The 23,826-nt window shown below is 71.2% G+C and carries 19 protein-coding genes; 11 read left to right on the forward strand and 8 right to left on the reverse strand.

Features of this window, described 5'->3' with window-relative positions; all coding sequences use genetic code 11:
* The first annotated feature begins 101 nt into the window (after nucleotides 1-101).
* From gap to pgi, 6 genes are all read left to right on the forward strand, one after another.
* On the forward strand, nucleotides 102-1,109 hold the full coding sequence (gap, locus tag ACTWJ9_RS25850; protein ID WP_279336664.1) for a type I glyceraldehyde-3-phosphate dehydrogenase: 1,008 nt from the start codon (nucleotides 102-104) through the stop codon (nucleotides 1,107-1,109).
* A 158-nt stretch (nucleotides 1,110-1,267) separates the two neighbouring features.
* Entirely contained in the window at nucleotides 1,268-2,479 is a 1,212-nt protein-coding gene (locus ACTWJ9_RS25855) for a phosphoglycerate kinase (protein ID WP_443294822.1), read from the forward strand.
* Nucleotides 2,480-2,485: 6 nt separating this feature from the next.
* On the forward strand, nucleotides 2,486-3,274 hold the full coding sequence (gene tpiA, locus ACTWJ9_RS25860) for a triose-phosphate isomerase (RefSeq protein ID WP_279336666.1): 789 nt from the start codon (nucleotides 2,486-2,488) through the stop codon (nucleotides 3,272-3,274).
* Between the two features lie 107 nt (nucleotides 3,275-3,381).
* A complete protein-coding gene (secG, locus tag ACTWJ9_RS25865) occupies nucleotides 3,382-3,618 on the forward strand; it encodes a preprotein translocase subunit SecG (protein ID WP_279336667.1) in 237 nt (78 codons plus the stop codon).
* Nucleotides 3,619-3,839: 221 nt separating this feature from the next.
* Nucleotides 3,840-4,175 carry an RNA polymerase-binding protein RbpA gene (locus ACTWJ9_RS25870; protein ID WP_078649359.1) on the forward strand — a complete coding sequence of 112 codons (336 nt, stop codon included), beginning with the start codon at nucleotides 3,840-3,842 and terminating at the stop codon, nucleotides 4,173-4,175.
* 287 nt (nucleotides 4,176-4,462) lie between these two features.
* The gene (pgi, locus tag ACTWJ9_RS25875; RefSeq protein ID WP_388701665.1) at nucleotides 4,463-6,118 is read left to right on the forward strand and encodes a glucose-6-phosphate isomerase; all 1,656 of its coding nucleotides are present in this window, start codon (nucleotides 4,463-4,465) and stop codon (nucleotides 6,116-6,118) included.
* A gap of 107 nt (nucleotides 6,119-6,225) precedes the next feature.
* Here pgi and ACTWJ9_RS25880 read toward each other — a convergent pair whose 3' ends face one another.
* From ACTWJ9_RS25880 to ACTWJ9_RS25890, 3 genes are read right to left on the reverse strand one after another with little or no spacing between them, the layout of a single operon-like run.
* Nucleotides 6,226-8,508 carry an ABC transporter permease gene (locus ACTWJ9_RS25880; protein WP_388701663.1) on the reverse strand — a complete coding sequence of 761 codons (2,283 nt, stop codon included), beginning with the start codon at nucleotides 8,506-8,508 and terminating at the stop codon, nucleotides 6,226-6,228.
* Nucleotides 8,509-8,562: 54 nt separating this feature from the next.
* Nucleotides 8,563-9,312, reverse strand: a complete 750-nt coding sequence (locus ACTWJ9_RS25885; protein WP_279336670.1) for an ABC transporter ATP-binding protein — start codon at nucleotides 9,310-9,312, stop codon at nucleotides 8,563-8,565.
* Nucleotides 9,309-9,824 carry a PadR family transcriptional regulator gene (locus ACTWJ9_RS25890; RefSeq protein WP_443294823.1) on the reverse strand — a complete coding sequence of 172 codons (516 nt, stop codon included), beginning with the start codon at nucleotides 9,822-9,824 and terminating at the stop codon, nucleotides 9,309-9,311. The genes ACTWJ9_RS25885 and ACTWJ9_RS25890 overlap by 4 nt, the downstream gene beginning before the upstream one ends.
* A 184-nt stretch (nucleotides 9,825-10,008) precedes the next feature.
* On the opposite strand from ACTWJ9_RS25890, the gene ACTWJ9_RS25895 reads away from it, so the two are divergent.
* The 5 genes from ACTWJ9_RS25895 (at nucleotide 10,009) to ACTWJ9_RS25915 (ending at nucleotide 16,891) form a co-directional block, all read left to right on the forward strand.
* Nucleotides 10,009-11,283, forward strand: coding sequence for an ABC transporter substrate-binding protein (locus ACTWJ9_RS25895; RefSeq protein WP_387040150.1), 1,275 nt, complete (start codon nucleotides 10,009-10,011; stop codon nucleotides 11,281-11,283).
* A gap of 358 nt (nucleotides 11,284-11,641) precedes the next feature.
* The gene (locus ACTWJ9_RS25900) at nucleotides 11,642-13,264 is read left to right on the forward strand and encodes a glycoside hydrolase family 13 protein (RefSeq protein WP_279338099.1); all 1,623 of its coding nucleotides are present in this window, start codon (nucleotides 11,642-11,644) and stop codon (nucleotides 13,262-13,264) included.
* An 80-nt stretch (nucleotides 13,265-13,344) separates the two neighbouring features.
* Nucleotides 13,345-14,679 (forward strand): ABC transporter substrate-binding protein, encoded by a 1,335-nt coding sequence (locus ACTWJ9_RS25905; protein WP_279336673.1) that lies wholly within the window; start codon nucleotides 13,345-13,347, stop codon nucleotides 14,677-14,679.
* A gap of 5 nt (nucleotides 14,680-14,684) precedes the next feature.
* The gene (locus tag ACTWJ9_RS25910) at nucleotides 14,685-16,055 is read left to right on the forward strand and encodes an ABC transporter permease (RefSeq protein WP_279336674.1); all 1,371 of its coding nucleotides are present in this window, start codon (nucleotides 14,685-14,687) and stop codon (nucleotides 16,053-16,055) included.
* Entirely contained in the window at nucleotides 16,052-16,891 is an 840-nt protein-coding gene (locus ACTWJ9_RS25915) for a carbohydrate ABC transporter permease (protein ID WP_065003010.1), read from the forward strand. Before ACTWJ9_RS25910 ends, ACTWJ9_RS25915 begins: the two co-directional genes overlap by 4 nt.
* A gap of 82 nt (nucleotides 16,892-16,973) precedes the next feature.
* On the opposite strand, the gene pgl is transcribed toward ACTWJ9_RS25915, so the two are convergent.
* Genes pgl through tkt form a run of 5 tightly spaced genes read right to left on the reverse strand, consistent with a single transcriptional unit; the run spans nucleotide 16,974 to nucleotide 23,735 of the window.
* The gene (pgl, locus tag ACTWJ9_RS25920) at nucleotides 16,974-17,759 is read right to left on the reverse strand and encodes a 6-phosphogluconolactonase (protein WP_279336675.1); all 786 of its coding nucleotides are present in this window, start codon (nucleotides 17,757-17,759) and stop codon (nucleotides 16,974-16,976) included.
* A complete protein-coding gene (opcA, locus tag ACTWJ9_RS25925) occupies nucleotides 17,756-18,967 on the reverse strand; it encodes a glucose-6-phosphate dehydrogenase assembly protein OpcA (protein WP_443294824.1) in 1,212 nt (403 codons plus the stop codon). The genes pgl and opcA overlap by 4 nt, the downstream gene beginning before the upstream one ends.
* Nucleotides 18,964-20,487 carry a glucose-6-phosphate dehydrogenase gene (gene zwf / locus ACTWJ9_RS25930; RefSeq protein ID WP_279336677.1) on the reverse strand — a complete coding sequence of 508 codons (1,524 nt, stop codon included), beginning with the start codon at nucleotides 20,485-20,487 and terminating at the stop codon, nucleotides 18,964-18,966. Before zwf ends, opcA begins: the two co-directional genes overlap by 4 nt.
* 4 nt (nucleotides 20,488-20,491) lie before the next feature.
* Nucleotides 20,492-21,610 (reverse strand): transaldolase, encoded by a 1,119-nt coding sequence (gene tal, locus ACTWJ9_RS25935; RefSeq protein WP_279336678.1) that lies wholly within the window; start codon nucleotides 21,608-21,610, stop codon nucleotides 20,492-20,494.
* Between the two features lie 37 nt (nucleotides 21,611-21,647).
* Entirely contained in the window at nucleotides 21,648-23,735 is a 2,088-nt protein-coding gene (gene tkt, locus ACTWJ9_RS25940; protein WP_279336679.1) for a transketolase, read from the reverse strand.
* Nucleotides 23,736-23,826 lie beyond the last annotated feature (91 nt).

Below are 23,826 nucleotides of genomic sequence, written 5' to 3' on the forward strand. Positions count from 1 at the left end.
TCACGACCGGGGTCCCGGAGAGGTAGGGTCGGGGGTGGTCGGGGACATCCCATACAGCTCGCCGGCGACTTGAGCCGGCGCACCAACGAGGAGATCGGTTCGTGACGATCCGCGTAGGCATCAACGGGTTTGGCCGCATCGGTCGGAACTACTTCCGCGCATTGCTCGAGCAGGGCGCAGACATCGAGATCGTGGCGGTCAATGACCTGGGTGACACCGCGACCACTGCCCACCTGCTGAAGTACGACACCATCCTGGGGCGCCTCAAGCAGGAGGTCTCCCACACCGCCGACACGATCACCGTGGACGGCAAGACGATCAAGGTGCTCTCGGAGCGCAACCCCGCGGACATCCCGTGGGGCGAGCTGGGCGTCGACGTCGTCATCGAGTCGACCGGCATCTTCACCAAGAAGGCGGATGCCGAGAAGCACATCGCCGGCGGCGCCAAGAAGGTCATCATCTCGGCTCCGGCCAAGGATGAGGACGTCACCATCGTGATGGGCGTCAACCAGGACAAGTACGACCCGGCGAACCACCACGTCATCTCCAACGCCTCCTGCACCACCAACTGTGTGGCGCCGATGGCGAAGGTGCTCGACGAGAGCTTCGGCATCGTCAAGGGCCTGATGACGACGGTGCACGCGTACACGAACGACCAGCGCATCCTGGACTTCCCGCACAAGGACCTGCGCCGCGCCCGTGCCGCCGCCGAGAACATCATCCCGACGACCACCGGTGCCGCCAAGGCCACCGCCCTGGTGCTGCCGCAGCTCGAGGGCAAGCTGGACGGCATCGCGATGCGCGTCCCGGTCCCGACCGGCTCGGTCACCGACCTGGTCGTCGAGCTCGGCCGCGAGGTCACCAAGGAAGAGGTCAACGCCGCCTTCCAGAAGGCCGCGGAGGGCGAGCTCAAGGGCCTCCTCGAGTACACCGAGGACCCGATCGTCTCCTCCGACATCGTCAACGCCCCGGCGTCCTGCACGTTCGACTCGTCCCTGACCATGGTCCAGGACGGCAAGAGCGTGAAGATCATCGGCTGGTACGACAACGAGTGGGGCTACTCCAACCGCCTCGTCGACCTCACGGTCTTCGTCGGCGACCAGCTCTGATCGTGGAGCAGACCGCCTGATATGAGTGCAGGGCTCGGCCGGCGCGCCACAGCGCTGTCCGAGCCCTGACGCGCGTATCGGAGCGGTCGACCTCTTCCGATCACGAGCGATCACGAGCGAACACGAGCTCTCTTCAGCTCTTCTCCAGGAGTCCCCTCATGAAGACGATCGACGTACTCCTCTCCGAAGGGGTCGCGGGCAAGCGGGTCTTCGTCCGCGCCGACCTCAACGTGCCGCTGGACGGCACCGCCATCACCGACGACGGCCGCATCCGCGCCGTGCTGCCCACCGTCAAGGCCCTCGCCGACGCGGGCGCCCGCGTGGTCGTCGCCTCGCACCTGGGCCGCCCCAAGGGCGCCCCGGACCCCGCCTTCTCGCTCGCCCCGGCCGCCGCGCGCCTGGGTGAACTCCTCGGCGCCGACGTGGCGTTCGCGACGGACACGGTCGGCGACTCCGCCACCGCCACCGTCGCGGGCCTCGCCGACGGACAGGTCGCGGTCCTCGAGAACCTGCGCTTCAACGCCGGCGAGACCGCCAAGGACGACGCCGAGCGCGGGGCCTTCGCCGACCGGCTCGCCGCGCTCGCCGACCTCTACGTGGGCGACGGCTTCGGCGCGGTGCACCGCAAGCACGCGTCCGTGTACGACCTCCCGGCGCGTCTGCCGCACGCCGCGGGCTTCCTCATCGCCACCGAGGTCGGCGTCCTGAAGAAGCTCACCGACGACGTCAAGAGGCCCTATGTGGTGGCCCTCGGCGGCGCCAAGGTCTCCGACAAGCTCGCCGTCATCGACGAACTGCTCGGCAAGGCCGACCGCATCCTCATCGGCGGCGGCATGGCGTACACCTTCCTCAAGGCCAAGGGCTACGAGATCGGCACGTCGCTGCTCCAGGAGGACCAGCTGCCCGCCGTCACCGAGTACCTGGAACGCGCCGAGAGGAACGGCGTGGAGCTGGTGCTGCCGGTCGACACACTGGTCGCCGAGGGGTTCCCGGACCTGAAGACCAAGGCTCCGGCCCATCCCGCCACCGTCGCCGCGGACGCCATCCCGGCCGACCGGCAGGGTCTGGACATCGGTCCCGAGACCCGCACCCTGTACGCCTCGAAGCTCGCCGACGCGGCCACCGTCTTCTGGAACGGCCCCATGGGCGTCTTCGAGCACCCCGACTACGCCGAGGGCACCAAGGCGGTCGCCCAGGCCCTTCTCGACTCCCCGGGCTACACCGTGGTCGGCGGCGGCGACTCCGCCGCGGCCGTCCGCATCCTGGGCTTCGACGAAAAGGCATTCGGCCACATCTCGACCGGAGGCGGCGCCTCCCTCGAATACCTCGAGGGCAAGACGCTCCCCGGCCTCGCCGCACTGGAGGACTGACCCTCAATGACCGCTGCTGAAAAAGGCCGCACGCCGCTGATGGCGGGCAACTGGAAGATGAACCTCAACCACCTCGAGGCCATCGCCCACGTCCAGAAGCTCGCCTTCGCCCTGGCCGACACGGACTACGAGGCCGTCGAGGTCGCCGTCCTGCCGCCCTTCACCGACCTGCGCTCCGTCCAGACCCTCGTCGACGGTGACAAGCTGAAGATCAAGTACGGCGCCCAGGACATCTCGGCGCACGACGGCGGCGCCTACACCGGCGAGATCTCCGGCCCGATGCTGTCCAAGCTGAAGTGCACGTACGTGGCCGTCGGCCACTCCGAGCGCAGGCAGTACCACGACGAGACCGACGACGTCGTGAACGCCAAGGTCAAGGCCGCGTACAAGCACGGCATCACCCCGATCCTGTGCGTCGGCGAGGAACTGTCCGTCCGCGAGGCCGGCAACCACGTCGCCCACACCCTCGCCCAGGTCGAGGGCGGTCTGAAGGACCTCCCCGCCGAGCAGGCCGAGTCCGTCGTGATCGCCTACGAGCCCGTCTGGGCCATCGGCACCGGCAAGGTCTGCGGCGCCGGGGACGCCCAGGAGGTCTGCGCCGCCATCCGCGGCAAGCTCGCCGAGCTGTACTCGCAGGACGTCGCCGACCAGGTCCGCATCCAGTACGGCGGCTCGGTCAAGTCCGGCAACGTCGCCGAGATCATGGCGCAGGCCGACATCGACGGCGCCCTCGTCGGCGGTGCCTCGCTGGACGCGGACGAGTTCGTCAAGATCATCCGGTTCCGCGACCAGTGAGCCGGGCAGTGAGTATGCGCTAGCGGCGATCCGTCGTACCCTTGCGGGGTCCAGTCCTGTACTGGACCCCGCGTCGTTCATCCGAATCCGAGGAAGTTGGTCCAGCCGTGGTTCTGGGGTTCTCGATCGCCCTGATCGTCTTCAGCCTGTTGCTGATGCTGCTGGTGCTGATGCACAAGGGAAAGGGCGGAGGCCTCTCCGACATGTTCGGTGGCGGCATGCAGTCCTCCGTCGGCGGCTCCTCGGTCGCCGAGCGCAACCTCGACCGGATCACCCTCGTGGTGGGCCTGCTCTGGGTCGCGTGCATCATCGTGCTGGGCATCATGATGAAGACGACCAGCTGACCCGGGAGAACAATCCGTACGCATCGGGTACGCATTCCCCGCGTAAGGCCCCATGTCCGGTACGCGCAGCACAGCGCGGCCTATCATGGGGCTTGCGTCTGGATGGGGAAGCGGTAACTCCAATGACTGGACGCGCGTTGGGCCTTACGTAGACTGAGGCGCTCGCAGCGAAGCGGAACGCCGACTCGCTTCGCCGCACCATCACGCAGGGAGTTACGACCGTGGCAAGTGGCAACGCGATCCGGGGAAGCCGGGTCGGGGCGGGGCCGATGGGCGAGGCCGAGCGCGGCGAGTCCGCGCCGCGGCTGCGCATCTCCTTCTGGTGCTCCAACGGGCACGAGACCCAGCCGAGCTTCGCGAGCGACGCGCAGGTGCCCGATACCTGGGACTGCCCCCGCTGCGGCTTTCCGGCCGGTCAGGACCGTGAGAACCCCCCGGACCCGCCCCGTACCGAGCCGTACAAGACGCACCTCGCCTATGTGCGCGAGCGGCGCAGCGACGCGGACGGTGAGGCGATCCTCGCCGAGGCGCTCGCCAAACTGCGGGGCGAGATCTAGCAGTTGCGGTAGCCGCCCGATTGCAGTAGTCGCCCGGTTGCAGTAGTCGCCGCAGTCGCACCGACGGTCGGCCGGGCCGTTCGCGGTCGGCTTCTTCCCCCTGCCCGCAGCCCTGTTCGCCGTCCCGCCCGTCGCCGTGTTGATACCCGGAGGCCGGACGGCCGTATCTGTTGTCGTGCCCCACGGCGGAGGCACGACAGGCCATGCCCACCGCTGATCCATTAGGTTGGATCCGGCAGCGGGGCGGATACGCAGCACAGGCAGCAAGGAAGAAGGCTGAGTCCGAGATGAACGCAGACGGCCGTACCAGGCTCGACCAGATCCCCGAGTGGACCGCACTGGCCAAGCACCGGGAGGAGCTCGGGGACGTGCGGTTGCGCGAGGTGTTCGCTGCCGATCCCGACCGCGGCACCGCGTACACCCTCCGAGTCGGTGATCTGTACATCGACTACTCCAAGCACCTCGTCACCGACGAGACCCTCCGGCTGTTGCGTGAACTGGCCTCGGCCACCGATGTGTTCGGACTGCGCGACGCCATGGTCCGCGGTGAGCGGATCAACACCACCGAGGACCGGGCCGTGCTGCACACCGCGCTCCGGGCGCCGCGGGACGCGGTGATCGAGGTCGACGGGGAGAACGTCGTACCGGGGGTGCACGAGGTCCTCGACAAGATGGCCGCCTTCGCCGACCGGGTCCGCTCCGGGGAGTGGACCGGCCACACCGGCAAGCGCATCCGCACCGTGGTCAACGTCGGCATCGGCGGCTCGGACCTCGGCCCCGCGATGGCGTACGAGGCGCTGCGCGCCTACACCGACCGGGACCTCACGGTCCGCTTCGTGTCCAACGTGGACGGCGCCGACCTGCACGAGGCCCTCCGCGACCTGGACCCGGCCGAGACGCTGTTCATCATCGCGTCCAAGACCTTCACCACCATCGAGACGGTCACCAACGCCACCTCCGCGCGGACCTGGCTGCTGAACGCGCTGGGCGGTGAAGAGGCCGCCGTCGCCCAGCACTTCGTCGCCCTGTCGACGAACGCGGAGAAGGTCGCCGACTTCGGCATCGACACGGCCAACATGTTCGAGTTCTGGGACTGGGTCGGCGGGCGCTACTCGTACGACTCGGCGATCGGCCTGTCCCTGATGATCGCCATCGGCCCGGACCGCTTCCGGGAGATGCTCGACGGGTTCCGTCTCGTCGACGAGCACTTCCGGACGGCTCCCGCGGAGTCCAACGTGCCGCTCCTGCTGGGCCTGTTGGGCGTCTGGTACGGCAACTTCCTGGGCGCCCAGTCGCACGCGGTGCTGCCGTACTCGCACTACCTGTCGAAGTTCACCGCCTATCTCCAGCAGCTCGACATGGAGTCCAACGGCAAGTACGTCGGCCGGGACGGGCGCGAGGTCCGCTGGCAGACCGGGCCCGTCGTCTGGGGCACGCCCGGCACCAACGGGCAGCACGCCTACTACCAGCTGATCCACCAGGGGACGAAGCTGATCCCGGCGGACTTCATCGGCTTCGCCGAGCCGGTCGCCGAGCTGAGTGAGGACCTCAAGGCGCAGCACGACCTGCTGATGGCCAACTTCTTCGCCCAGACGCAGGCCCTGGCCTTCGGCAAGACGCCGGACGAGGTGCGCGCCGAGGGCGTGCCCGAGGAGCTGGTGCCGCACAAGACCTTCAAGGGCGACCACCCCACGACCACGATCCTCGCGCGTGAGCTGACGCCGTCCGTCCTCGGCCAGCTCGTCGCCCTGTACGAGCACAAGGTGTTCGTACAGGGCGCGATCTGGGACATCGACTCCTTCGACCAGTGGGGTGTCGAGCTGGGCAAGGTGCTCGCCCGGCGCGTCGAGCCCGCGCTCACCGAGGGCGCCGGCGTGCCGGGCCTGGACGCCTCCACCCAGGCCCTGGTCGCCACCTACCGGGAGCTGCGCGGCCGGCGGTGAGCACGGTTGCGGGAGGCGGAGGGCGGAGCGCCGTCCGCCTCCCGTGGAACCCGCCGGGGCGTCACCCCCGCGGAGGCTGACGGCCGGGGCGTCCCGGCGCGGGCCGGTCAGGCCACCGCGCTCAGCGTGTCCGCGAGGCGGCGCCGGGCCGCGCGGGCGGCAGGGAGGGCGGCGAGGACGGCGGCGCCCAGCACCGCGGCGGCGCCGAGCAGCAGCAGGAGCGCGGGGGAGGGCCCCCGGGCGATACCGGCGCCGATGCCGCTCGACCTTCCCTGTTCGTCGATCAGCCAGTGCGCCAGCGGCAGCCCCAGGGCCAGGGCGACGAGCACGGCGGCCAGTGCCGTACCGGCGGTGGCCGTGACCGTGATCGCGGTGATCTGCCGCGGGGAGAGCCCGATGGCCTTGAGCGCGAGCAGGTCCCGTTCGCCCTCGCGGACCGTGCCGCCGATCGCGGTGAGCAGTTCGACCAGCCCGATCAGGGCGAGTACGGCGATCAGACCGAGGACGACCGCGCGCAACGGGGAGAGCCCGTCGGCCGGGTTGGCCACGGTGTGCACGTCGAGCAGGCCGCCCCCGGCCCCGGTCAGCCGGTCGGCGACGGTCCGCGGGTCCGCGCCGGGGTCCAGCTGGAGCTGGTAGAGGGTCGGCCGCAGATCGGGGTCGTTGCCGCGGAGGGTGTCGAGCGAGGTGGAGATGGTCCGGCCGGCGTTCTCGGTCTCGATGCTGCGGCCGACGATGTGCAGGATCTGCGGCCGGTCGCCGACGGTCATGCGTACCCAGTCGCCGACCTGGACGTGCAGCAGGTCGAGCAGCCCCTGCCCGGCCACCGCCTCGTCGGGTCCGTGCGCCGCCCGGCCCTCGGCCAGGGCGAACGGGTACGGCTCCCGGTGGGTGCCGTAGCCGCGCAGGGCGATCGTGGCGGTCTGGCCGGGCACCAGGGCGGCCACCTCGACGCCCGGGTGGGCGGCGGCGACCTGCGGATCGCGCTCCAGCAGGGCGCGGGCCTCCCCGTCACCGAGCGAGGGGTCCGCACGGACGCTGAGCGCGGTGGGCAGCCCCATCCGCTCCGGGCTGCTCTGGAAGCGGTCGATGGTGGTCCACGCGCTCAGCGCCACCACGATCAGCAGCAGCGGCAGGGTCAGCCTGGCCACCGTGCCCAGCGCACGCGGGCGGCGGGTGAACGCCTTGTGCCAGCCGAGGACCAGTGCGGGCGGCACCCGCGCCCCGAGCGCCCGCCGCGCCACGCCCGTCAGCCCGCCCGCCTCGGGCGCCGCCGGCCTCGGCACCGGCACCGGCGGCACCCGGCCCGCCCGCCACGCCGCGAGCCCGGTGGTGGCACCGATGAACAGCACCGCCCCCACGGGCACCACGAACAGCGCCAGGGTGTGCCCGGGCAGCCCCTGCCACACGCCGACCGCCTCCCCGAGCCGCCCCGGTATGCCGCTGCCCAGCGCCTCGGTCAGCGCGGCGGCGGCCACGGCACCCAGCAGGGCGTAGCCGAGATGCTGGAGCAGGAAGACGCGGACGACCTGCCCCGGAGTGAAACCGATCGCCTTGAGGACGGAGATGTCCCGCAGATGACCCCGGATCCGGGTGCTGATCGCCCCGTGCACGGCGAACCCGGCGGCGGCCAGCGCGCCCAGACCGAACAGCCCCAGCACCTGGCCGAGCAGCCGGTTGTCGCCCTGCGCCTCGGCCCGTGCCTGCTGCCAGGTGGAGACCTCGCCGATGGCGCCCGCGCCCAGGACCGTCACCGCCCGCTGCACCGCGTACCCGGTGTCGGCGGGGTCGGTCAGCCGCAGCCCGGTCACCTGCCCGTCGGGGTCGGCCACGGCCGACGGCAGCGCCCACACCAGGCCGGGCTGTTCCCCCGGCCGGTAGCGCGGCTCGGCGCTGTCGGCCACGCCCACCACGGTCAGGGTCCGCGCGGTGCCGGGCACGGTGAGGGTGTCGCCCGGCGTGGTCAGCAGGGCACGGGCGAGGCTGCTCTCCAGGACCACGCCGTCGGGGGCGCCGGGGTCCAGCCAGCGCCCCGAGGTGATCAGCGGGCGGCCGGTGCCGGGCTGTTCGGCGGTGCCGCGCAGTTCGGCGGAGGCACGGCTGCCGCGGGCGGCGAGGGTGACGGCGGCGGTGGGGTAGGGGCCGGCGACGGACTCCACACCGTCCAGGCCGGCCAGCTTCGCGGCGTCGGCCGGGGCGGTGGTGTGCAGCGTGACGTGGGCGCCGCGCGCCTGGGTGAAGATCCGCTGCCAGGGGTTGGTCGCGTACCCGAACAGGGCCGTGGCCAGCAGCAGGGAGGCGACGACACCCGCGGTGGCGAGGACCAGGAACAGTGCCTCACCGCGGTGCGTGCGCAGATCGGAGTGCGCCCAGCGCAGGGTCGCTCGCACCGGCGTCAGCCCCTTCGCTCGTGCCGGACGCCCGGACCGCCGTACATCCGCATGTCAGTCCCTGAGCTCCAGCACCCCGGAGATGCCCCGGCCGGGCGAGGGTGCTCCGTCGAGTTCCGCGTCGTCGGCGATCCGCCCGTCGAAGAAACTGATCACCCGGTCGGCTGCGCTCGCCAGCCGGGCGTCATGGGTGACCAGCAGGATCGTCTGGCCGCGCCGGTGGAAGCGGGACAGCAGCCGCATCACCTCGCGGGTGCCCTTGCTGTCCAGGCTGCCCGCGGGTTCGTCGGCGAGCAGCAGCGGCGGATGGTTGACCAGGGCACGGGCCAGCGCGACCCGCTGCTGCTCACCGCCGGACAGCTCGCCCGGCATGCTCCGCTCCTTGCCCGTCAGGCCCAGCTCGGCCAGCAGCCCCTCCCGCTCGGCGCGGGCCTTTCGCGGCGGCGTCCCGGCGAGCAGGGCGGGCAGTTCCACGTTGTCGGCGACCGACAGGTCGGAGACGAGGTTGAAGAACTGGAAGACGATCCCGATGCGCTTCCGGCGCTTCACCGCCCAGCGTGCCTCGCTGTAGCCGTCGGTGCGCTCGCCGTCCAGCCAGATGCTGCCGGAGTCGGGCCGCTGGAGCCCGCCGAGCAGATGCAGCAGGGTCGACTTGCCGGCGCCGGACGGCCCGGTCACCGCCACGAACTCGCCGCGCGTCACCCGCAGGTCGACCCCGCGCACCGCGTGCGCCGGGGCTCCCTCACCGTGGTGCGTCTTGACGAGGCCTTCGGCGCGCAGCACGGGAGCGGTCCTCTCGCTCACTCCAGCTCCTCCAGCTCTTCCTGGCACCGCTCCAGCCAGTCGAGGTCGGCCTGCAGGTGCAGCATCGCGCCCTCGATCAGCAGCTGGGCGACCCGGTTGTCCCGGTCTTCGGCGGCGGCCAGCTTCGACAACTGCCGCATGGTGTTCAGGTACTGGCGCCGCTGCCGGTTGATCAGGACGATCTGGTCGGCGAGTCCGCTCTGCGGTGCGAGGGCCAGCTTCATGAAGAACTCGTCCCGCACCCGCGGCTCGTCCGCGGTCTCCTCGAACCAGGCGCGCAGCGCCTCCCGCCCGGCGTCGGTGAGGTGGTAGACCTTCTTGTTGGGGCGGCCGGACTGCTCGACGTCCTCGCCCTCGATCAGCCCCGACTTCTCGAGGCGGCCCAGGGTGACGTAGATCTGGCCGACGTTCGGCTGAGGGTACGCGGAGCCCAGCAGTTGCTCAAGGTCCTGCTTGAGCTCGTAGCCGTGGGCCGGGCCGCGGGCGAGCAGGGCCAGGAGGGACTGCCGCACTCGTGCTCTCCTCCCCGCGTCCTTCGTGCCGTGTGCCACGCGTCCGATGCCGGGCGCCCCGCCCGACGCGATGTCTCACCCGACGCAATGTGTCGCGGGCCCTAGTATCGCCCATACCTAACAGGTATACATGGCCTCTGACCCCGGCAAGGGTGCCCGGGTGCCGGTGCACAGGGAGGAACCTATGCGGTGGATCCATGCCGCGGGTAGGGGCCTCCTCGTCCTCGTCGTGCTCCTGACCGTGGGGGTGGCCTCCGGTGCGCGGGCCGAACAGGCGGCTCCCGCCGACGGACGCGGCCCGCTCACCCTGGCCACCGCCGGGGACCTCACCGGCTATCTCGGCCCGCTGCTCGAGGGCTGGAACCGCACCCACCCCGGCGAGGAGGTCACCCTCGTCGAGCTGCCCGACTCGGCCGACGAGACCCGCGCGCAGATGATCACCGAGCTGCGCGACGCCGGCCGCGGCCGCTTCGACGTGCTCAACATCGACGTCAGCTGGACCTCGGAGTTCGCCGCGGCCGGCTGGATCCGCCCGCTGCCGCGCGACCGCTTCCCGCTGGAGACGTTCCTGCCGCCCGTGGTGGACACCGCGACCTACGACGACCGGCTGTACGCCGTCCCGTACGTGACCAACGCCGGCCTGCTGCTGTACCGCAAGGACGTCCTCGACGCGGAGGGCGTGGCGCCTCCGCGCACCTGGGCCGAACTGGAACAGGCCGCGAAGACCCTCGCCCCGCGGCACGGCCTCGACGGCTACGCGGGCCAGTTCCTGCCCTACGAGGGCCTGACCGTCAACGCGGCCGAGGCCGTCTACTCGGCGGGCGGCACCATCCTCGGCGACGAGGGCGAGCGCGTCACCGTGAACTCCCGGGCGGCCCGCGAGGGCATCGGGTTCCTCGCCCGCGGGGTCCGCGAGGGCTGGATCCCCGAGGAGGCGCTGACGTACAAGGAGGAGGAGTCCAAGCAGGCCTTCCAGGACGGCCGGCTGCTCTTCCTGCGCAACTGGCCCTACGCCTACGTCGCCGCGTCCGCCGAGGACTCCGCGGTCGCCGGGAAGGTCGGCGCGCTGCCGCTGCCGGGACCGGACGGGCCGGGGACGAGCGTGCTGGGCGGCTCCAACCTCGCCGTCGCCACCCATGCGCGCCACCCCGACTCCGCCGCGCGGCTGATCGCGTACCTCACCGGCGAGAGCGGCCAGCGCCAGGTCCTCACCCGGGGCGCGCTGCCGCCCGTCCGGGCCGCGCTGTACGACGACCCGGAACTGATCCGGCGGTTCCCCTACCTGCCGACGCTGCGCGAGAGCGTGCTCGCCGCCGCCCCGCGCCCCAAGAGCCCGCACTACGACCAGGTGAGCCTGGTCGTGCAGGCGGTGGTGCACGACGCGATGGCCGGGCGGCAGACGCCCGGCGCGGCGGTGCGGCGGCTGGCGCGCGAACTCGCCGCCGTCTCCGCGCGCTAGCCGGCGGCCGGGGTCCCGCGCACCCGGGCCCCCTGGACCGGGGCCCGGACCGTCCTCGGGGCTGTGCCCCGAAGAGCGGCTGCGGGGCCTCCCTCCGGTCGAGGTCTTTCTCCGAACCGCGTACCCCAGCAGGACGCCGCTAGTTACATGTTAAGTAACGCGGATGTCTCAACTGTGCCCGATATGGCCCGTTAAGCATGAGTTCATCCGTGGTGACTGCCCGACAAAGTGCGTCAGTTCATTGACACCTCCGCGACACCCCTACCTAACATGCATGCACAACGGCGAGGATGCCGTCGGCCCGGGACTCCCGGGTCTCCGCACGCACAGACAGGTCGACGTGGTGAGCTCCGAGCACATCGACACCCACCGCTGGTGGCGCGACGCAGTGATCTACCAGGTGTACGTCCGCAGCTTCCTGGACAGCACCGGTGACGGCATCGGCGATCTCGCCGGGGTCAGGGCGGGCCTGCCCTACCTGAAGAAGCTCGGCGTGGACGGGATCTGGCTGAGCCCCTTCTACCCCTCGCCGCAGCACGACCACGGCTACGACGTGGCCGACTACCGGGACGTCGACCCGGTCTTCGGCGACCTCGCCGAGTTCGACCTGCTGGTCGGGGCCGCCCGGCGCCTCGGCGTCAAGGTGCTGCTGGACATCGTCCCCAACCACTGCTCCAGCGAGCACCCCTGGTTCCGTGAGGCACTCGCCGCGGACCCGGGCAGCCCGGAACGCGCCCGTTTCCACTTCGCCGAAGGCCGCGGCCCCGACGGCGCCGAGCCGCCCAACAACTGGCACGCCATGTTCGGCGGGCCCGCCTGGAGCCGCGTCACCGAGCCGGACGGCCGGCCCGGCCAGTGGTACCTGCACATGTTCACGCCCGAACAGCCGGACTGGAACTGGCGCAACCCCGAGATCGCCGCCGACTTCGACCGGACCCTGCGGTTCTGGCTGGACCGGGGCGTCGACGGCTTCCGCATCGACGTCGCCGCCGGCCTGTTCAAGCACCCGGAACTGCCCGACTCCCCGGACCCGGAGGCCGACGCCCGCACCCGGGACTCGGTCAACCCGCTGGCCTGGAACCAGCCCGAGGTGCACGACGTGTGGCGGCACTGGCGCGCGGTGTGCGAGGAGTACACCGCCCGCGACGGCCGCGAACGGCTCCTGGTCGGCGAGGTCTCCGTGCCGACCGCCCGCGAACACGCCCGCTACGTCCGCTCCGACGAGCTCCACCAGGCCTTCTTCTTCGACCTGCTCGGCGCCCCCTGGGACGCCGACGCCTTCCGCAAGGTCATCTCCGAGGCCATGCAGGACATCGCCGGCACCGGATCGACCGTCACCTGGGTCCTCAACAACCACGACCAGGTCCGCACCGTCACCCGCTACGGCGAACCCACCCCCCAGGGCAGCGGCCTCGGCGCCGCCCGCGCCCGCGCCGCCGCGCTGCTGATGCTGGCGCTGCCCGGCGCCGCCTACGTCTACCAGGGCGAGGAGCTGGGCCTGCCCGAGGTCGTCGACCTCCCCGACGACGTGCTCACCGACCCGATCTTCCGCCGCACCGGCAGCCGGGCCCGGATCCGCGACGGCTGCCGGGTGCCGCTGCCCTGGTCGGGGCAGGCCTCCCCGTTCGGCTTCACCTCCGGCACCGAGGGCGCCGCCCCCTGGCTGCCGCAGCCCGAGTGGTTCGCCGAACACGCCACCGACCGCGCCCTCGCCGACACCCGCTCCTTCTGGCACCTGTACCGCGACGGTCTGCAACTGCGCTCCACGCTGCCCCAGTTGGGCGAGGGCACCCTGCGCTGGCTGGAGACCGAGCCGGACGTCCTGGCCTTCGTCCGCGGCGACGGCCTGGTGTGCGCCGTCAACTTCGGCACCGCCCCCGCACCCGCACCGGTCCCCGGCACCCCGCTGCTGGCCAGCGGCCCGTGCCCGGACGGAGTCCTCCCGGGTGCCACGGCCGCCTGGTGGATCGACGACTCCTGAGACCCGCTCACTGCACACACCCGAAAGTCCTCCGAACGCACTTCTGAATATTTCCGAACGCTTCTGAAGGGACATCAACGATGATGCGACGACGTACCACCCTGCTCACCGGCTGCACCGCCCTCGTGCTCGCCCTCGGCGCCACAGCCTGCGGCGCGGGCGAGCCCGTCTCGGCCGGCGGCGGTGACGGTGACAAGGCGCTCGGCGGCCGGACCGTCTCCGTCGCCGGAGTCTGGTCCGGCAGCGAGCAGAAGAACTTCCAGAAGGTGCTCGACGCCTTCACCGAGAAGACCGGCGCCAAGACGGAGTTCGTCTCCACCGGCGACAACGTCTCCACCGTCGTCGGCAGCAAGATCGAGGGCGGCAACGCCCCCGACGTCGTGATGGTCCCCCAGGTCGGCGTGCTGAAGCAGTTCGCCGAGGCGGGCTGGCTCAAGCCGCTGGACAAGAAGGTCCAGGGCACCGTGGAGAAGAACTTCGCCGAGGTCTGGCAGAACTACGGCAGCGTCGACGGCACGCTGTACGGCCTCTACTTCAAGGCCGCCCACAAGTCGACCGTCTGGTACAGCCCCGAGGCCCTGGAGCAGGCGGGCATCACCCCGCCGAAGACCTACGACGCCATGCTGAAGGACGGACGCACGATCTCCGACTCCGGCCTCGCCGCCTTCTCGGTCGCCGGACAGGACGGCTGGACGCTGACCGACTGGTTCGAGAACGTCTACCTCTCCCAGGCCGGGCCCGAGAAGTACGACGCCCTCGCCGCGCACGAGATCAAGTGGACCGACCCGACGGTCGTCGAGGCGCTCACCACGCTCGGCGAACTCTTCAAGGACAAGCAGCTCGTCTCGGGCGGCCAGAAGGAAGCCCTGAACACCGACTTCCCCGGTTCGGTGGAGAAGGTCTTCGGACCCGAGCCGGACGCCGCCATGGTCTACGAGGGCGACTTCGTGGCCGGCGTGGCCAAGGACCAGTTCGGCAAGGACATCGGCACCGACGCGAACTTCTTCCCGTTCCCGCCGGTCGGCGACGGCGTGGCCCCGGTGGTCAGCGGCGGCGACGCGGCCGTGGTGCTCAAGGACGGCAAGAACGCCGAGGCCGGCATGGCGTTCCTCGAGTACCTCGCCACGCCGGAGGCCGCCGCCGTGTGGGCCGAGGCCGGCGGCTTCCTCTCCCCGAACAAGGAGCTGGACCTCTCCTCCTACGGCGACGACGTCACCCGCGCCACCGCACAGTCCCTGATCGAGGCCGGCGACTCGGTCCGCTTCGACATGTCGGACCAGGCCCCGGCGGCCTTCGGCGGCACCCAGGGCAAGGGCGAGTGGAAGATCCTCCAGGACTTCCTGCGTGACCCGTCCGACCCGAAGAAGACCGCGGCCGAGCTGGAGAACGCGGCGGCCAAGGCGTACGGGAACTGACGGTCATGACCGCCACCCTGGTGAAAGAGGCGAGCCCTCCGGCTCCTTCGCACCCCGATCGTGCCCACCGCCGGCGCCTGCGCCGGCGGGGGCGGATCGTCGCCGTGCTGTTCGTGCTGCCCGCCCTGCTCCTGCTGGGCGCGCTGGTCGTCTACCCGGTGCTGTTCTCCGTCGGACGCAGCCTCTTCGACGCCTCCGGCACCCGGTTCGTGGGCGGCGAGAACTACCTCGAGGTGTTCCGCGACCCGGTCACCCTCAAGGCCGTCCGGAACACCGCGATCTGGGTCGTCATCGCCCCCACCCTGCTCACCGGCCTGGGCCTGATCCTGGCCGTGCTGGTGGAGAAGATCCGCTGGGCCACCGCCTTCAAACTGCTGCTGTTCATGCCGATGGCGGTGTCCTTCCTGGCGGCCGGCATCGTCTTCCGGCTCGCCTACGACGAGGACCCGGACAAGGGCGTCCTGAACGCGGCCGTCGTCTCGGTCCACGACGCCTTCAAGGACAGCTCCTCCTACCCGACGGCCCGCGCCCGCGAGGGCGACGGTGGGATCCTGACCAAGGAGGCGGACGGCTCGTACGTGACCGGGGCGGACGTGTCGCCGGGCGGCACGGCGGCACTGGGCCTGGTCGGCGTGGCACCCAAGGACCTGCCCGGGGAGGCGGCACCCGCCTCCCCGGCGGCCTCCCGCGAGCCGGCCTCCGACGAGGTCGGGGGAGTGGTGTACCTGGACTTCACCCCCGGCGGGGGAGGAGAGCCGGGCCGGGTCGACGAGGGGGAGAGCGGACTGCCCGGGATGAAGGTCGAGGCGCTCCGCGACGGACGCACGGTCGCCGGCACGACGACCGGGAGCGACGGCTCGTTCCGCTTCACCGGCCTGGCCGACGGCCCCTACACGCTGAAACTGCCCGCCGAGAACTTCGCGCCCCCCTACCAGGGCGTCTCCTGGCTCGGACCGGCGCTCGTCACCCCGGCCATCATCGGGGCCTACCTGTGGATCTGGACCGGCTTCGCGATGGTGCTGATCGGCGCCGGCCTCGCCGCGCTGCCGCGGGACGCGCTGGAGGCGGCGCGGATGGACGGCGCCAACGAGTGGCAGATCTTCCGCCGGATCACCGTCCCGCTGCTCGCACCGGTGCTCACCGTCGTCTTCGTGACCCTGGTGATCAACGTGATGAAGGTCTTCGACCTCGTCTACATCATCGCGCCCGGACCCGTGCAGGAGGACGCGACCGTGCTCGCGACCCAGATGTGGCTGGTGTCGTTCGGCGGCGGCAACGACCAGGGGATGGGCAGTGCGCTCGGCGTGCTGCTCCTGCTGCTGGTGCTCCCCGCCATGGCCTTCAACGTCCGCCGCTTCCGAAGGAGCCAGCGATGAACGCGATCCGGCGCGGCCTGGGCAACGCGGTCGTGCAGGCCTTCCTGGTCGTGATCGGGCTGGTGTGGATGACCCCGCTGGCCGGCCTGTTCCTGTCCTCGATGCGCTCCGCCGAGGACACGGCCAAGGGCGGCTGGTGGACGGTGTTCACCAGCCCCGGGCAGCTGTCCTTCGACAACTACGCGGCCCTGCTGAAGAACTCGGGGATGACCCAGGCGTTCTGGAACACCGTGCTGATCTCGGTGCCGACCACGGTGCTGGTGGTGATCGTCGCGGCGCTCGCCGGATACGCCTTCGCCTGGCTGGACTTCCCCGGCCGGGACACGATCTTCCTCGTGGTGGTCGCCCTGCTGGTGGTGCCCGTGCAGATCGGGCTGCTGCCGGTGGCCAAACTCTTCGGCCAGCTGGGCCTGTTCGGCACCATCCCCGGGGTCGTGCTGTTCCACGTGGCGTACGGACTGCCGTTCGCGGTGTTCCTGCTGCGGAACTACTTCGCCGAGATGCCCAAGGAGATGCTGGAGGCCGCCCGTATGGACGGCGGCAGCGAGTGGCGCATCTTCACCCGGCTGATCCTGCCCGTCGGGCGGCCGGCCATCGCCAGCCTGGCCATCTTCCAGTTCCTGTGGGTCTGGAACGACATGCTGGTGGCGCTGCTGTTCGCGGACAGCTCCTCGCAGCCGCTGACGGTGGAACTCCAGTCGCAGATCCGCCAGTTCGGCAGCAACATCGACGTGCTCGCACCGGGCGCGTTCCTGTCCCTGGTGGTGCCGGTGGCCGTGTTCTTCGCCTTCCAGCGGCACTTCGTCCAGGGGGTGATGGCGGGGTCGGTGAAGTAACGGCCACCACCTCACCCGGAAACACACGGACCCCCGCCTCCTGGGGAGGCGGGGGTCCGTGCGTGTTCACGCGGTCACGCGTTCACGGGGAAGCCGGCGGATACAGCGTCCGCGGCAGCTGCGAGGCCGCCGCCGCGTCCAGCAGCCACAGGGTGCGGGCACGGCCGTACGCGCCGGCCGCCGGGGCCTGGATCTCGCCCGCGCCCGACAGGGCGATCGCCGCGGCCTCCGCCTTGTCCTCGCCGGCCGCCAGCAGCCACACCTCGCGGGCCGCGCGGATCGCCGGGAGGGTGAGCGTCACCCGGGTCGGCGGCGGCTTGGGCGCCCCGTGGACGCCGACCACCGTGCGCTCCGTCTCCCGCACCGCGGGCAACTCCGGGAAGAGGGACGCCACATGCGTGTCCGGGCCGACACCCAGCATCAGCACGTCGAACGTCGGCACCGCGCCGTGGTCCGTCGGACCCGCGGCACGGGCCAGCTCCTCGGCGTACGCGGCCGCCGCCGCGTCCACGTCGGCGCCGTGCGGTCCGTCGGACGCGGGCATGGCGTGCACGCGCTTCGGGTCCAGCGGCACCGCGTCGAGCAGTGCCTCACGGGCCTGGGTGACATTGCGCTCCGGGTCGCCGTCCGGCAGGAACCGCTCGTCGCCCCACCACAGGTCGATCCGGCTCCAGTCGACCGCGTCCCGGGCGGGCGCGGCCGCGAGCGCGGCCAGCAGACCGTTGCCGTTGCGGCCGCCGGTCAGCACCACGGACGCCGAACCCCGCGAGGCCTGCGCGTCCACCACCTTGGTGATCAGCCGGGCCGCCGCGGCCTGCGCCATCAGCTCCTTGTCGCGGTGCACGACCAACTGCGGTGCCGTACTCACTTCGCCTCCACCTTCTTCAGCGGTGCCTGCGCCGGCGCTTCGCCCGCGGAGGAACCTTCCGCAGCCGGTCCGCCGACAGCGGCGCCCGCGGCTCCTTTGGCCGACGGACCGGCTGACGGCTCACCGGCTGACGACGGGCCGGCCGCCGGCTTCCCGGGGCCGCCCGACGCCTCGTCCAGCGCGCGCGACACCTCGTCGAGCGCGGTCGACGCCTCGGTCAGCCCGCGCGACACCTCTTCCAGCGCACCGGAGGACGCCTTCGTGGCGCCCGCCCCCGTCGCCGGACTCCGCAGCCGCTCGATGCCGTACCGCAGGGCCGACGCGTACGTGTCGTCCGGGTCCAGCCGGCGCAGCTCCTCCGCGATCAGCTCCGCGGTGTCCCGGCGCTTGAGCGCCACCGCCCGCTTCGGCTGGCCCTGGATGGACAGCGTCGCGAGCGAACCGTCGGCCCGGTCCAGCACGATCGGGCCGCAGTCGGTCGACAGCCGGACCGCGGTGAGCCCCGGGCCGCCCGAGAGCGAACGCTTCACGGGCACGCCCAGCCGGTCCGCGAGCCACATGGCCAGCAGCTCGCAGCTCGGGTTGAACTCCTCGCCCTCGACCTCCACGCCCTGCACCTCGCAGGTCACCTGGTCCAGAGCCGCGGCCAGCATCGAACGCCAGGGCGTGATCCGGGTCCAGGACAGGTCCGTGTCGCCCGGGGTGTAGGCCTCGGCGCGGGCCGCGAGCTCCCGCACCGGCTGCTCGCAGGCGTAGGTGTCGGTCACCCGGCGCTGGGCCAGCGCGCCCAGCGGGTCGCCGGCCGGGTTCAGCGGGGCGGTGACCGGCCACCAGACCACCACCGGGGCGTCCGGCAGCAGCAGCGGCAGCACCACCGACTGGGCGTGGTCGGCGACCTCGCCGTACAGCCGGAGCACCACCGTCTCGCCGGTGCCCGCGTCCGCGCCGACCCGCACCTCGGCGTCCAGCCGGGACTGCGTGCGGTCGCGGGGGGAGCGGGACACCCGCTTGATGACGACCAGGGTGCGCGAGGGGTGCTCGCGCGAGGCGTCGCCCGCGGACTTCAGGGCGTCGTAGGCGTTCTCCTCGTCGGTCACGATGACCAGGGTGAGCACCATGCCGACCGCTGGAGTGCCGATAGCCCGGCGGGCCCGCACCAGCGACTTGTTGATCTCGCCGGCCGTGGTGTCCGTGAGGTCTGTCTTCATGGCCGGCGCCAGCTCCGTCCGTCTCGCTCGAGCATGTGGTCCGCCTCCACGGGCCCCCAGGTGCCGGCCGGGTACTGGGCCGGCCGGCCGTGGTTGTCCCAGTGATCCTCGATCGGGTCGAGGATCTTCCAGGACAGCTCGACCTCCTCGGTGCGCGGGAAGAGATTGGAGTCACCGAGCAGGACGTCCAGGATGAGCCGCTCGTACGCCTCCGGGCTGGACTCGGTGAACGACTCGCCGTAGGCGAAGTCCATCGACACGTCCCGGATCTCCATCGACGTGCCCGGCACCTTGGAGCCGAACCGCACCGTGACGCCCTCGTCCGGCTGGACGCGGATCACGATCGCGTTGGAGCCCAGTTCCTCGGTGGCCGTCGTGTCGAACGGCGAGTGCGGCGCCCGCTGGAACACCACCGCGATCTCGGTGACCCGGCGGCCCAGCCGCTTTCCGGTGCGCAGGTAGAAGGGGACACCCGCCCAGCGGCGGTTGTCGATCCCCAGCTTGATCGCGGCGTACGTGTCGGTCCTGGAGGAGGCGTCGATGCCCTCCTCCTCCAGGTACCCGACCGCCTTCGCGCCACCCTGCCAGCCCGCCGCGTACTGCCCGCGCACGGTGTCCCGGCCCAGGTCCTTCGGCAGCCGCACGGCGCCGAGCACCTTGGTCTTCTCCGCGGCCAGCGCGTCCGCGCCGAAGGAGGCCGGCTCCTCCATGGCGGTGAGCGCCAGCAGCTGGAGCAGGTGGTTCTGGATGACGTCCCGGGCGGCGCCGATGCCGTCGTAGTAGCCCGCCCGGCCGCCGATGCCGATGTCCTCGGCCATGGTGATCTGCACATGGTCCACGAAGGACCGGTTCCAGATCGGCTCGAACATCGTGTTGGCGAAGCGGAGCGCCAGGATGTTCTGGACGGTCTCCTTGCCCAGGTAGTGGTCGATCCGGAAGACCTGGTCCGGGGCGAACACCTCGTGGACGAGCGCGTTGAGCTCCTCGGCCGACTTCAGGTCGTGGCCGAAGGGCTTCTCGATCACCGCGCGCCGCCAGGAACCGCTGGACTGGTCGGCCAGCCCGTGCTTCTTCAGCTGCTGGATGACCACCGGGAAGGACCGCGGCGGCACCGACAGGTAGAACGCGAAGTTGCCGCCCGTGCCCTGTGCCTTGTCCAGCTCCTCGATGGTGCCGCGCAGCCGCTCGAAGGACTCGTCGTCGTCGAAGGTGCCCTGGACGAAGCGCATGCCCTGGATGAGCTGCTGCCAGACCTCCTCGCGGAACGGAGTGCGGGCGTGCTCCTTGACCGCGTCGTGCACCACCTGCGCGAAGTCCTCGTGCGCCCACTCGCGGCGGGCGAACCCGACCAGCGAGAAGCCCGGCGGCAGCAGACCCCGGTTGGCGAGGTCGTACACGGCGGGCATCAGCTTCTTGCGCGAGAGGTCGCCCGTGACGCCGAAGATGACCAGGCCCGACGGCCCCGCGATACGCGGGAGCCGTCGGTCCGCGGGGTCACGCAGCGGGTTGCTGCTCGACAAGGTCTCAGCCCTCCGAAGGGGCGAGGCGCGCGAGCTCCGCCTCGGTCGACTTCAGCAGGTCGTTCCAGGACGCCTCGAACTTCTCGACGCCCTCCTCCTCCAGCAGCCGCACCACGTCGTCGTACGAGATCCCCAGCCGCTCCACGGCGTCCAGGTCGGCGCGGGCCTGCTCGTAGGTGCCGGCGACGGCGTCGCCCTTGATCTCGCCCTGCTCCTCGGTGGCGAACAGCGTCGCCTCCGGCATGGTGTTCACCGTGTTCGGCGCCACCAGGTCGTCGACGTACATCGTGGACTTGTACGCCTTGTCCTTCACCCCGGTGGAGGCCCACAGCGGACGCTGCCTGTTGGCGCCCTCCCGCTCCAGCGCGCTCCAGCGGTCGGTGGCGAAGACCTCCTCGTACGCCTGGTATGCCAGGCGCGCGTTGGCGACGGCGGCCTTGCCGCGCACCGCCTTCGCCTCGTCGGTGCCGAGCGCGTCGATCCGCTTGTCGATCTCGGTGTCCACGCGGGACACGAAGAACGACGCCACCGAGTGGATCTTCGACAGGTCCAGGCCGCGCTCCCTGGCCTTCTCCAGGCCGGTCAGGAACGCGTCCATGACCTTGCGGTACCGCTCCAGGGAGAAGATCAGCGTGACGTTGACGCTGATGCCCAGGCCGATGACCTCGGCGATCGCCGGGATGCCCGCCTCGGTCGCCGGGATCTTGATCAGGGTGTTGGGCCGGTCCACCAGCCAGGCCAGCTGCTTGGCCTCGGCGACGGTGGCGCGCGTCTCGTGCGCCAGGCGCGGGTCGACCTCGATGGAGACCCGGCCGTCCTTGCCGTCGGTGGCGTCGAAGACCGGGCGCAGGATGTCGGCGGCGTCCCGGACGTCCGCCGTGGTGATCATCCGGATGGCTTCTTCGACCGTGACCCGGCGGGCGGCGAGGTCGGCGAGCTGCTGCTCGTAACCGTCACCCTCGGAGATCGCCTTCTGGAAGATCGACGGGTTGGTGGTGACGCCCACGACGTGCTGCTGGTCGATCAGCTCGGCGAGGTTGCCGGACGTGATCCGCTTGCGCGACAGGTCGTCCAGCCAGATCGCGACGCCTTCGTCGGAAAGGCGCTTCAGTGCGTCTGTCATGGAAATTCCATCTCCTACTACGTGTCGTATGTGAGCGTCAGCGCTGGGTCGCGGCGAGTGAATCCCGGGCCGCGGCCGTCACGTTCTCTGCGGTGAAGCCGAACTCCTCGAACAGCACCTTGCCGTCGGCGGACGCGCCGAAGTGCTCCAGGGACACGATGCGCCCGGCGTCCCCGACGTACTTGTGCCACGTCAGACCGATACCGGCCTCCACCGCGACGCGCGCCTTCACGGAGGGCGGCAGGACGCTGTCCCGGTACCCCTGGTCCTGCTCCTCGAACCACTCCACCGACGGCATGGACACCACGCGGGTCGGCACCCCGTCGGCCTGGAGCCGCTCGCGGGCCTCGACGGCGACGTGCACCTCGGAACCGGTGGCGATCAGCACGACCTGCGGCGTGCCGCCGTCCGCCTCGAACAGCACGTACCCGCCGCGCGCGGCGTTCTCGTTCGACTCGTAGGTCGGCACGCCCTGGCGGGTGAGGGCCAGACCGTGCGGGGCGCCCTTGCCGAACTCCTTCGTCCAGCGCTTGAGGATCTCCCGCCAGGCGATCGCGGTCTCGTTGGCGTCCGCGGGGCGGACGACGTTCAGACCCGGGATGGCGCGCAGCGAGGCCAGGTGCTCGACCGGCTGGTGGGTCGGGCCGTCCTCGCCCAGACCGATGGAGTCGTGCGTCCACACGTACGTCACCGGCAGGTGCATCAGGGCCGACAGCCGCACCGCGTTGCGCATGTAGTCGGAGAACACCAGGAAGGTGCCGCCGTAGATCCGGGTGTTGCCGTGCAGCGCGATGCCGTTCATCTCCGCGGCCATGGCGTGCTCGCGGATACCGAAGTGGATGGTGCGGCCGTACGGGTCCGCCTCGGGCAGCGGGTTGCCGACCGGGAGGAACGACGACGTCTTGTCGATCGTCGTGTTGTTGGAGCCCGCCAGGTCGGCCGAGCCGCCCCACAGCTCCGGGACGACCGCGCCGAGCGCCTGGAGCACCTTGCCGGAGGCGGCACGGGTGGCGACCGCCTTGCCCGGCTCGAAGACGGGAAGCGTGTCCTCCCAGCCCTTGGGCAGTTCACCGGCCGCGATGCGGTCGAACTCGGCCGCGCGCTCCGCGTTGTTGCTCCGCCACTCCTGGAACGACTTCTCCCACTCGGCGCGCGCCTGCTTGCCGCGCTCCAGCGCGCCACGGGTGTGACCGAGGACCTCGTCGGTCACCTCGAAGGTCTGCTCCGGGTCGAAGCCCAGCACCCGCTTGGTGGCCGCCACCTCCTCGTCGCCGAGCGCCGAACCGTGGGAGGCCTCGGTGTTCTGCGCGTTCGGGGCCGGCCAGGCGATGATCGAGCGCATCGCGATGAACGACGGCCGGTCGGTGACCTTCCTGGCCTCCTGGACGGCGTCGTAGATCGCGTGCGGGTCCAGGTCGCCGTCCGGCTTCGGGGCCACCCGCTGCACGTGCCAGCCGTAGGCCTCGTACCGCTTGACGACGTCCTCGGAGACGGCCGTCTCGGTGTCGCCCTCGATCGAGATGTGGTTGTCGTCCCACAGCAGGACCAGGTTGCCGAGCTTCTGGTGGCCGGCCATCGAGGACGCCTCCGCGGAGATGCCCTCCTGCAGGCAGCCGTCACCGGCGATGCAGTAGACGAAGTGGTCGAACGGAGACTCGCCCGGGGCGGCCTCCGGGTCGAACAGCCCGCGCTCGTAGCGGGCGGCCATGGCCATGCCGACCGCGTTGGCGACGCCCTGGCCCAGCGGCCCGGTCGTCGTCTCCACACCCGTGGTGTGCCCGTACTCCGGGTGGCCCGGCGTCTTCGAGCCCCAGGTGCGGAACGCCTTCAGGTCGTCCAGTTCCAGACCGAAACCGGCCAGGTACAGCTGGGTGTAGAGAGTCAGGGACGAATGGCCGGCGGACAGGACGAAACGGTCCCGCCCGACCCAGTCGGCGTCCGAGGGGTCGTGCCGCATCACCTTCTGGAAGAGGGTGTACGCGGCGGGCGCCAGGCTCATCGCCGTACCGGGATGGCCGTTGCCGACCTTCTGTACGGCATCGGCGGCCAGGACGCGGGCGGTGTCCACGGCCCGCTGGTCCAGTTCGGTCCACTCGAGGTCTGTGGTGGTCGGCTTGGTGCTCACCCTGAGTCAGGGCTCCTCTCCACATGTCTTCGGATGCCGGATGAGTACTCACCGGCGAGGTCGAGCCTACCCCCGTAGGAGGCGCATTCCC

Origin of the sequence: Streptomyces sp. GDS52, from assembly GCF_052246875.1 — a bacterium.
GTDB lineage: Bacteria > Actinomycetota > Actinomycetes > Streptomycetales > Streptomycetaceae > Streptomyces > Streptomyces cathayae.

Bases quoted from the DNA above. Each gene is read 5' to 3' on its own strand.
- ACTWJ9_RS25855 (WP_443294822.1), top strand. From the start codon at position 1,268: ATGAAGACGATCGACGTACTCCTCTCCGAAGGGGTCGCGGGCAAGCGG.
- tpiA (WP_279336666.1), top strand. From the start codon at position 2,486: ATGACCGCTGCTGAAAAAGGCCGCACGCCGCTGATGGCGGGCAACTGG.
- pgi (WP_388701665.1), top strand. From the start codon at position 4,463: ATGAACGCAGACGGCCGTACCAGGCTCGACCAGATCCCCGAGTGGACC.
- ACTWJ9_RS25895 (WP_387040150.1), top strand. From the start codon at position 10,009: ATGCGGTGGATCCATGCCGCGGGTAGGGGCCTCCTCGTCCTCGTCGTG.
- ACTWJ9_RS25905 (WP_279336673.1), top strand. From the start codon at position 13,345: ATGATGCGACGACGTACCACCCTGCTCACCGGCTGCACCGCCCTCGTG.
- ACTWJ9_RS25910 (WP_279336674.1), top strand. From the start codon at position 14,685: ATGACCGCCACCCTGGTGAAAGAGGCGAGCCCTCCGGCTCCTTCGCAC.
- ACTWJ9_RS25915 (WP_065003010.1), top strand. From the start codon at position 16,052: ATGAACGCGATCCGGCGCGGCCTGGGCAACGCGGTCGTGCAGGCCTTC.
- opcA (WP_443294824.1), bottom strand. From the start codon at position 18,967: ATGAAGACAGACCTCACGGACACCACGGCCGGCGAGATCAACAAGTCG.
- tal (WP_279336678.1), bottom strand. From the start codon at position 21,610: ATGACAGACGCACTGAAGCGCCTTTCCGACGAAGGCGTCGCGATCTGG.